Genomic DNA, 8,915 nt, shown 5'->3' on the forward strand with positions numbered 1-8,915 from the left:
TGCTGCTTTTGCAAAATTTCGGGATGCACCCGCACCACCAGCACTTCTTCATAGTGCGATCGGTTGAAGATGCCGATTCTTCCCCGCTCTGGCAGCGCCTTGAAGGATCGCCACAAGTAGTCGTGGTCGAGTTCCTCATCCGAGGGTGCTTTAAAGCTGTAGACCTGGCAACCCTGGGGATTGACCCCCGACATGACGTGTTTGATGGTGCTGTCTTTGCCCGCCGCATCCATCGCTTGAAAGATCAGCAGCAGCGCGTAGATATTTTGGGCGTAGAGGACATCCTGATATTTTGCCAGCCGCTCTACGCCTTTTTTCAGCTTTTCCTGCGCTGCGGCTTTGTCGGTATAGTCGCCAGTGTAGCCAGGGTCATAGTCTTTTTTTAAAGAAACTTTTGAACCGGGTTTGACGAGAAAGGGATCGTGATTCATAGCCTATAAAAACCAGCTAAAAAAAATTAAAAAACTAGCGCGAACTGCGGGCGATCGCCCTTGCAATTCTCCACTCACCCGCCTTAAACGCCTTAAGCCTGACGAGTCTTGAAATTATACAGGCAGCGCCCCCGTTTGACCTGAAGGCTTACAGCTTTGTTGCATTCTTGATCCAAAATCGCTGATCTGTAACGTCAATGTTCCTGAGCAGCGCCACGAATGAAATGACTGGAGTCCCCGCAGACAGTTGACTAGCAAGCCAAAATCCAAAATCGATATACTCTTGACCGCCGAACCCCTGTGTTTGGCAGCCCCTTGCTCTTGGCAGCATCGCTGATTCTTGACCATAATCATGTACAGAAATCCTGTGCAGAAATCCTGTGCAGAAATCCTGTGCCAGGATTCCCGTCCAGCGGCGTAGCAGCGAAATCTTTTGCGAATTCCTGGGCAGGATAGTGTGAACGTGTGGAATGAGGAGCGTGTTATGCATTGGAATCAACCAGACTGGCGATCTGGACGGAATAGCCCGCGGTGGACCAGATCGCGAGGGTGTAGAGGGATTGCAAGTGCGCTGGTGATGGGGGCGATCGCCCTCCTTTCCTCCCCTGCCGCCAGCCAACCCGCCGCTGAAGCCTATCCCGTTTCCACCAGCGGCCTGACCTCCAGTCAAGCGATTCCTGCCGCTGCTCCCCTGCCGATTTATTACAACACGACGCTGCCGGAGCTACCGCCGCTGTGGGATGTGGAGCAGTTTACGCCCGCACCCCGCACCAAAGCAACCCATCTCGTCCTCAGCATCAGCCAGCGGCGCGTGTTTGCTTACCAATACGACACCATGTTGGGCAGCTTTCCCGTCGCCGTCGGCAAGCCCAGCACGCCCACGCCAACGGGCGAGTTCACCATATTTGAAATGATCGAAGACCCGACCTGGCAAAATCCCTGGACGGGGGAAATTCGCCAGCCAGGAGCAGACAGCGCCCTGGGCTTACGCTGGATTGGCTTTGCGGAACTGCCCAACGGCGTGATTGGTTTCCACGGCACGCCGACGGTTTCCTCAATTGGGCAGGCGGCATCCAACGGCTGCGTCCGGCTGCGAAACGAAGACGTGCTGGCGCTCTATGCCCTGGTGGAAGTGGGAACGCCCGTGCGCGTAGAGCCATAATCCGCCATCGCCTCAGGAGCCTGAACTCGCCAGCCCCTCCTCTAGCTTGAGCGGATTGGCGCGGCTAAATCGCCAGGGCAGGATAATCGCCGCGACGGTCAGCCCCAGGGCTAGCCCCCACCACAGACCGACCGCTCCCAGTCCTGCATGAATACCCAGCCAGTAGCCGCTGGTCAGCCCTACGCCCCAGTAGGCAAGCAGCCCAATCAGCATGGGCACTTGCGTATCCTTCAGTCCCCGCAGTGCGCCCGTCGCCGTGACCTGGATGCCGTCTACCAGTTGGAACATTGCCGCCACCCAGAGCAGCTTTTTGGCGAGTTCTACGACCTCTCGATTGGCTGGGTCGCGCACGTCGAGGTAAAGCGACACAATGGTTTCTGGCATAAGCCAGAAGATTAGCGCCATCACGGCCATAAACAGGCTGCCCATGCCAATGCCCAGGTATCCCGCCAGCTTGGCCAGAGGAAACTGGCGCTGGCCCAGGCGTTGACCAACGAGGACGGTCGTGGCAAAGGAAATCCCCAGCGGAATGGTGAACGTGACGGCGGCCGTTTGCAGCGCTACCTGGTGGGCCGCCAGCGGCACGGTTCCCAGTTGCCCGATCAGAACCGTGGTGACGGTGAACAGGCCCACCTCGATGGCAGCCAGAATGCCGATGGGTAGCCCAATCTGCACCAGTTCCCGAAACAGCTTGGGGTCAAACCGATGCAGATGGCTCAGGAGGGCGTAGGGACCCAGCGACGATTGCCGCAGGATGTAGAGGGCGATCGCCCCAAACATGCTCCACAGCGAAATTGCGCTGGCCCAGCCGATGCCCGCCAGCCCCAACTGCGGCAGCCCAAATTTGCCCAGCGTCAGTGCATAGTTCAGCGTCATATTGATCAGCATTCCGCCCAGCATGATCAGGATGATCGGCCGGGGGCGCGACAGGGCCGACACGGTGCTTTTCAGCGCGGCAAAGCCCACACCGGGGAGATAGCCGAGGGCGATCGCCCGCAAGTAGGGCCGCCCTAGATCCAGCATCTCTGCCGATTGCCCCGTGCGGCTCAGCACCGCGTCGCCGTGCCAGATCAGCACCGTCATAGGAAAACTCAGCAGCAGCGCCAGCCAGAGGCCCTGCCGATTTACCGCGCCGACCCGCTGCGGATTGTTCGCCCCGTAGGCCTCCGCAGCCAGCGGGCTGACCGCCGCCACGATTGCCCCGCCCAGCAGCAGCAGCGCCACAAAATAGGTCGCACACAATCCGCCCGCCGCCAGCGACTCGCTGCCCAGCCGGCCCATCATCACCGTATCGACAAAGCCCGTCGCCGACTGCGACAGTTGCGCCCCTGCCAGCGGCAGCGCCAGCCAAAATAACTCCCGCGATTCGGCTGAAATCGTGTTTTTCGTAAGCCAGGGTTTCATAGGTTTGAGAGATCTGGGTGTCAGAGATTCGGAGATTTTGGAAATTGCGGAGATTTTGGAAATTGCGGAAATTCTGGAAATTTCAAAGTTGGGGAGGTCGAGCGATGGCCGCCGCGTGAATGGAAACCGGGAAGAGTTGGGCGCAAGCGTCAGGACTGAAGGCCGTGATCCATGACGCTTGCGTTTCCGTCTCCCAGCAGCCTACCAGCGATGAATCGGTGGCACGATGCTGCGGGCAGTGTGAGTCGAGCGGCTAGAGGGGCGATTGTACCGAGATTCCAACCAGGCGCGGAGTTCTGTGCCCGTGTGGCAGCGGACGCGATCGCCCGTCACCGGGTCATGGGCACACCACCAGCTTTCCCCATTGCGATCGCGCTCGAACCAAACACGCGGTTCGCCAGGGTCGCCTGCATAGCTCAGGAGAGGACCCAATAGATGATCCAGCAAGCTGTCCCAGAGCCTTGCCCAGCGAGATCTGCGGGAACAACTGCCGTCAATTGCCAGACTGGTTGCAGAACCCGGCTTCGGCTCTAGGTCGCCGGGTTTATGAATCGTATTCATGAGAAAGACTCCAGGGGTGAATGGTGGGATGAAGGGGCGACTTTGGGCACGGTGTAGCAAAAGCCAGCTTGCCTGCCCATTGCCGTAGTTAAATCGGGTCAAACCTCAAACCGGGTCAAACCATCGCCATCCGTCGAGGGAAATGCTGATCTGCACCCTCAGAGGAGGCAAAATCAGCGGGTTGGAGCCTGGACAAACGCCACTAGGGCGATCGCGCTGCGGAGTTGTAGAGCGTATCAGGAACCTATTGCGGGCACCGCGTGTGCTGCGAAACCTGGCTCACGCTGCGGTGGCAAGGCTCGACCAGCGAAGCACCAGAGGCAACCGCGATGCGGTCGATAACGGCATCAACCAGAGTTTGAACGGGAGTGGACATTAGGGCATGGGCCAGGGCGATCGCCCGCTTTTGGCAAAACAAACCCACCTTGCCCGTTCCAACAACTGTTCCAGTAACCGTTCCGACAAGTGTTCCTATAATCGTTCCGGCAACTGCTTTAGCAACTGCTCTAGCAACTGTTCTGGCAACTGCCCCAACGCCGATTCCTCAATCGCCCGCCTGTAAGCCAACCTGCGGGCACGCTGGATGAAGCGCCAAACCGTATCTAAAACCGGAAGCCAATGCAGGTCAGAGAAGCCTCTAGACCTGGCTAAATCTTGAAGTCGCCTGAGGGGACGCAGGGCCCAGCGATCCCAAACAAAACGCTGAACCATTGCACGGACTATTCACGGACTATTCGCGGCTATCCGCAATGGGCAAACTTTTCCGCGCCCTTTAGCCCAGAGGCTTTGAAAAGGGCTTTGGAAAAGCTTGCTGCGCCCCAGCGGCCGCTTCGTCGCATCAGCAGCCCCGGCTGCATTCCGCGTGGGGGGCTGAGCAACTGCCGCAGAATGGGCAACTGCCGCAAATGCCGCAAAATCTGAATAATCAGAAAGATCTGAACCTTAGCTTGGAGACGTTGGGCCTGGCCGGCGACAAAAGCAACCACAACGACTCGGATATTTGGAATGGTACGAACGCCGCTGTGTTTGAGCATCTGCTTTGCCTCCTCTAGCCAAGCTGTCAGAAGTGTCGTGCCTATCGTAGGGCGATCGCCCTGATCCTTACCTCACCTCCCTGGCTCACCCGATTGGGTGAACGGGAATCAGGTGAGGGGGGACGGCGTAGAACAACCCGCAGAACCATCAATTTTTTCCTAGGGCCAACTCAAGAAAGCTCAATAGTTTTGATGTCTGAAATCCCCTGGCGCAGCCGTTGGGGCAACTGTGGGGAACGACGGATTGCTAAAATGAACCCTTGGGCAATCAGCCCAATTCTCCACCCCAAGCTAGTTCTCAACCTCTAACCCTGAGCCATGCCCACATCGGAACGTCGCCTGCTGCTGGATTTTGAAAAACCCCTGGTCGATCTGGAGGAGCGTATCAAGCAAATCCGTGACCTGGCAGAGGAAAGTGAGGTAGACGTGTCCGATCAGATTCAAAAGCTAGAGGAGCGGGCCGATCAGCTCCGGCAGGAGATTTTTCAAAACCTGACCCCGGCGCAGCGGCTCCAGGTGGCGCGGCATCCTCGCCGACCCAGCACGCTGGACTATATTCAGGCCATGACCGATGAATGGATCGAACTGCATGGCGATCGCCTGACGGGGACAGACGATCGGGCGCTGGTGGGCGGCATTGGGCGGCTGGACGGGCGGCCCGTGGTGCTGCTGGGGCATCAAAAGGGGCGCGACACAAAAGACAACGTGGCGCGAAATTTTGGCATGGCCTCGCCGGGGGGCTATCGCAAGGCAATGCGTCTGATGAACCATGCCAATCGGTTTGGGATGCCCATTCTGACGTTTATCGACACGCCGGGGGCCTACGCGGGGCTGGAGGCAGAGCGGCTGGGCCAGGGGGAGGCGATCGCCTATAACCTGCGCGAAATGTTTCGACTGGACGTGCCCATCCTCTGCACTGTCATCGGCGAGGGCGGTTCGGGCGGGGCGCTGGGCATAGGCGTGGGCGATCGCCTGATGATGTTCGAGCATTCGGTCTACACGGTCGCCAGCCCCGAAGCCTGCGCCGCCATCCTGTGGAAAGACGCAGCCAAATCGCCCCAGGCGGCCGAGGCGCTACGGATTACCGCCCAAGATTTGAAACAGCTTGGCATTCTGGATCAAATCTTGCCAGAGCCGCTGGGCGGGGCCCACGCCAACCCGCTCCAGGCCGCCGCCACCCTCAAGGCCGCCATCCTAGAAAACCTGGCCCAGCTTGATAGCCTCACCAACGCCCAGCGGCGCGACCTGCGTTACCAAAAGTTTCGCAAGATTGGAATCTTTCAGGAGATGTCGGCTTGAGCGAGTGGAAGGAGTTGGGGAGGCTGAACTGATAGCATCAGCCCCTCGATTTCTGAATGAACCTGGAGCCAGACGGCAGGACGGATTTGCCCACTGCTCCCTTTGACAAAATCAGTTAGCGTGGCAGAGGAAATTGGTCGAGTCCGGTTTATGAGTGTTAAAATCAAATCCGTAACATTTTTTAATATTTTGGAGCCGATTCTGGTGTGTAGCGCTTAATACTCGTTAATAGGGCCCTGTTTCGGTCATGCTAATCATAGGCATTAGGGCTTGGCTTTGATTTGGATAGAGTCATTGCTGATGGATTCGGTCTGGCTTCTGGAGACTCACTGTGCGATCGCCTCACTGCAATGCCTGATGGCACGGATTAGCCAGATGCCGCTCGATCAAAGACCCACGCCAGACTTGAACTCAGGACTCTTTGACGCTAGCAATCTAGTTTTCTAACTTTTTTAACTCCCCTGCTAACCCAACTGTTTTTAATCAATCGTTCCTTTAATCAACCGCTTCATACCGCTGCTTGGAACTGGAGTTTCTCCCAGTTCGCTACCCACCTGCGATTTTAAGTTTCGGCTACAGGCTGGCCTAACCATTGGTTTTTTCTATTCCGTTCACGCTGGTTCATCAGTTCAGGATTTTACTCATGTCTCACGTTCTTCCCACCCGCGCCCTGATCACCGGAGCCAGTCGGGGCATTGGCGCAGCCACGGCGATCGCCTTTGCCAAAGCGGGGGTAAACCTGGCCCTGGTTTCCCGCTCTGCCGACTCGCTGGAATCAGTCGCCGCAGCGGCCCGCGAACTGGGCGTAGCGGCAGACACTTATCCCATCGATCTGGAAGCTTTGGATCAGGTCGCTGAAAAAATAGGGGCGATCGCCACAGCCAGCCCCATCGACATTCTGGTGAACAACGCCGGAATCGGCTACACCGGAGACTTGCTGACGACTCCCCTCGCCGACTGGCAGCGGGTGATCAATCTCAACCTCACCAGCGTCTTTCAGTGCATCCAGGCCGTATTGCCTGGAATGCGCGATCGCGGCCAGGGTGTGATTATCAACATCGCCTCCATCGCGGGCTATCACGCTTTTCCCGGATGGGGAGCCTACAACGTCAGCAAGGCGGGGCTAATTGCCCTATCCAAAACCCTGGCAGCCGAGGAGCGCTCCCACGGGATTCGCGTCGTCACCTTTTCGCCCGGATCGGTCAATACGCCAATTTGGGACACCGACACGGTGCAAGCCGACTTCGATCGCTCTCGTATGCTCACTGCCGACGTGGTTGCCCAGTCGATTGTGCATACTGCCCTGCTCCCCCCTGGTGCAGTGATTGAAGAAATCACGCTGGTTCCCAGTGCGGGAGCCTTGTGAAGATCCGAACCAGCCCCCAAGCAGCACGGTTTCACCGGGACTGCTTTACCGGGACTGCTTGACAGAGAGATTGCTGAACAAGCCGTTCAGCACTGGCTGATTCTCTCAACAGTTTCATTGTTTTCTTTGGAGAGTTCATCCCAAGACCTATGACGATTGCTTCTTCTAACGGATTTACGAACGGATCTAATGGAGCCAACTCCTCACCCGCCAAGATTGATACACCGAAGCAGGGCGAAACGCTAACGCTGGAGGTGCGCCCCGATCGCACGACCTCCTATGCCCAAGAGCATACCGAAGTGTCGCAAGAGGACATGATCGACGCAGTGCGAACCATGCTGCTGGGCGTGGGCGAAGACCCGGAGCGGGAAGGTTTGCTCAAGACCCCCAAGCGAGTCGCCGAAGCCATGCGCTTTCTCACCAGTGGCTATAACCAGTCGCTCGAAGAACTGGTGAACGGCGCAATTTTTGATGAAGGGCATAACGAAATGGTGCTGGTGCGCGACATCAACGCCTTCAGCCTGTGCGAACACCACATGCTGCCCTTCATGGGTCGGGTTCATGTCGCCTACATCCCCAATCAAAAAGTGGTGGGGCTGAGCAAGCTGGCCCGCATCGTGGAAATGTATTCTCGCCGCCTCCAGGTGCAAGAACGCCTAACCCGCCAGATTGCCGAAGCAGTGCAAACGATTCTGGAACCCCAGGGCGTGGCGGTGGTTATGGAAGCGACTCACATGTGTATGGTGATGCGCGGGGTGCAAAAACCCGGTTCCTGGACGGTGACCAGCGCCATGCTGGGTGTGTTCCAGGAAGATCAGCGCACGCGAGAAGAGTTTCTCAGCCTGATCCGCCATCAGCCTGCCTTTTTTTAGAATCCAGGTGCTAGAATCCGGCACCTAGGGCTTGATTCTGGGGACAAAACAGTTGCATAACTCGAAGTTGAGTAGTACTATTGAACTAACCAACTTCTTGCCACAGTCGGTTTTTGCTTGGGCAGAAGCCGACTTTACTTTTCTACTGCCGAGTTTTACCGAGTTTTACTACGAATACACAGTCGCAAGTGGCGCTAGAAATGGCATTGCTGAAGCCCATCTAAAAGCCCACAATGCTCGACTGGCAATCCAAAATTACAAATCCAAAATCGCAAATCCAAAATCATAAATCCCTCCAACTCCGCACGCCTATTCCCCCAATTCCCAGCAACCCTCAATTCCCCACAGGCCCATGAGCATTGAGCAAACAACCCAACTAATCCAACTGATTTTGAACAGTGTGCTGATGGTGGCGGTGGGGGCGGTGGTGTGGCTGGGGTTGATGCTGCGCTGGGTGTGGCTGGACAGTCTGCTGCGGGGGGCGGGGGGAGAGGTGCTGCGAGGTGAACTGAAGGGACTGGGCGATCGCCCCTGGCGGTTGGAACAGTCGTGGGACGGCGTGTCCTATCGATCGCTGCTGGCGCTGCGGCGGAGCAATCGCCGTCTCAAGCGACACCACCAGATGGTCGCCGTGAGCCTGCTAGTTGCCCACGGATCGCTGCTGCTGCTGGTATCTAGCACGCTGCTGTTGGCTTTGCGGACGCTGGTGCAGGCGAACTGGCTGATTCAGCTTTCGCTGGGCGTGTTTGTGGTGGGAGTCGGCGGGGTGCTGCTGGCGCTGGGGCT

The 8,915-nt window shown here is 57.5% G+C and carries 10 protein-coding genes and 1 pseudogene; 5 read left to right on the plus strand and 6 right to left on the minus strand.

Annotation, left to right across the window (positions count from 1 at the left end):
- A pseudogene (locus tag IGS51_RS19930) lies at positions 1–431 on the minus strand (polyphosphate kinase 2 family protein); the annotation flags it as partial.
- A gap of 484 nt (positions 432–915) precedes the next feature.
- Between IGS51_RS19930 and IGS51_RS19935 the strand changes: the two are divergent.
- Positions 916–1,593 carry a L,D-transpeptidase family protein gene (locus IGS51_RS19935; protein WP_297080529.1) on the plus strand — a complete coding sequence of 226 codons (678 nt, stop codon included), beginning with the start codon at positions 916–918 and terminating at the stop codon, positions 1,591–1,593.
- A gap of 12 nt (positions 1,594–1,605) precedes the next feature.
- On the opposite strand, the gene IGS51_RS19940 is transcribed toward IGS51_RS19935, so the two are convergent.
- The 5 genes from IGS51_RS19940 to IGS51_RS19960 form a co-directional block, all read right to left on the minus strand.
- Positions 1,606–2,997, minus strand: coding sequence for an MATE family efflux transporter (locus tag IGS51_RS19940; protein ID WP_297080530.1), 1,392 nt, complete (start codon positions 2,995–2,997; stop codon positions 1,606–1,608).
- Between the two features lie 201 nt (positions 2,998–3,198).
- Complete coding sequence (locus IGS51_RS19945) at positions 3,199–3,558, minus strand: hypothetical protein (protein WP_297080531.1); 360 nt, start codon at positions 3,556–3,558, stop codon at positions 3,199–3,201.
- A 244-nt stretch (positions 3,559–3,802) separates the two neighbouring features.
- A complete protein-coding gene (locus IGS51_RS19950; protein ID WP_297080532.1) occupies positions 3,803–3,982 on the minus strand; it encodes a hypothetical protein in 180 nt (59 codons plus the stop codon).
- 47 nt (positions 3,983–4,029) lie between these two features.
- The gene (locus tag IGS51_RS19955; protein WP_297080533.1) at positions 4,030–4,269 is read right to left on the minus strand and encodes a hypothetical protein; all 240 of its coding nucleotides are present in this window, start codon (positions 4,267–4,269) and stop codon (positions 4,030–4,032) included.
- Between the two features lie 29 nt (positions 4,270–4,298).
- On the minus strand, positions 4,299–4,592 hold the full coding sequence (locus IGS51_RS19960; protein ID WP_297080534.1) for a hypothetical protein: 294 nt from the start codon (positions 4,590–4,592) through the stop codon (positions 4,299–4,301).
- A gap of 318 nt (positions 4,593–4,910) precedes the next feature.
- Between IGS51_RS19960 and IGS51_RS19965 the strand changes: the two genes are divergently transcribed.
- The 4 genes from IGS51_RS19965 to IGS51_RS19980 all read left to right on the plus strand — a co-directional run.
- Complete coding sequence (locus tag IGS51_RS19965) at positions 4,911–5,891, plus strand: acetyl-CoA carboxylase carboxyltransferase subunit alpha (RefSeq protein WP_068508945.1); 981 nt, start codon at positions 4,911–4,913, stop codon at positions 5,889–5,891.
- A gap of 643 nt (positions 5,892–6,534) precedes the next feature.
- The gene (locus IGS51_RS19970; RefSeq protein ID WP_297080535.1) at positions 6,535–7,257 is read left to right on the plus strand and encodes an SDR family oxidoreductase; all 723 of its coding nucleotides are present in this window, start codon (positions 6,535–6,537) and stop codon (positions 7,255–7,257) included.
- A gap of 149 nt (positions 7,258–7,406) precedes the next feature.
- The gene (folE, locus tag IGS51_RS19975; RefSeq protein ID WP_297080536.1) at positions 7,407–8,129 is read left to right on the plus strand and encodes a GTP cyclohydrolase I FolE; all 723 of its coding nucleotides are present in this window, start codon (positions 7,407–7,409) and stop codon (positions 8,127–8,129) included.
- A gap of 352 nt (positions 8,130–8,481) precedes the next feature.
- Positions 8,482–8,915: hypothetical protein (locus IGS51_RS19980; protein WP_297080537.1), on the plus strand; the 434-nt coding region annotated here is incomplete at its 3' end.

This window comes from Thermoleptolyngbya sp. M55_K2018_002, from assembly GCF_015295965.1.
In the GTDB taxonomy this organism is placed as follows: domain Bacteria; phylum Cyanobacteriota; class Cyanobacteriia; order Elainellales; family Elainellaceae; genus Thermoleptolyngbya; species Thermoleptolyngbya sichuanensis.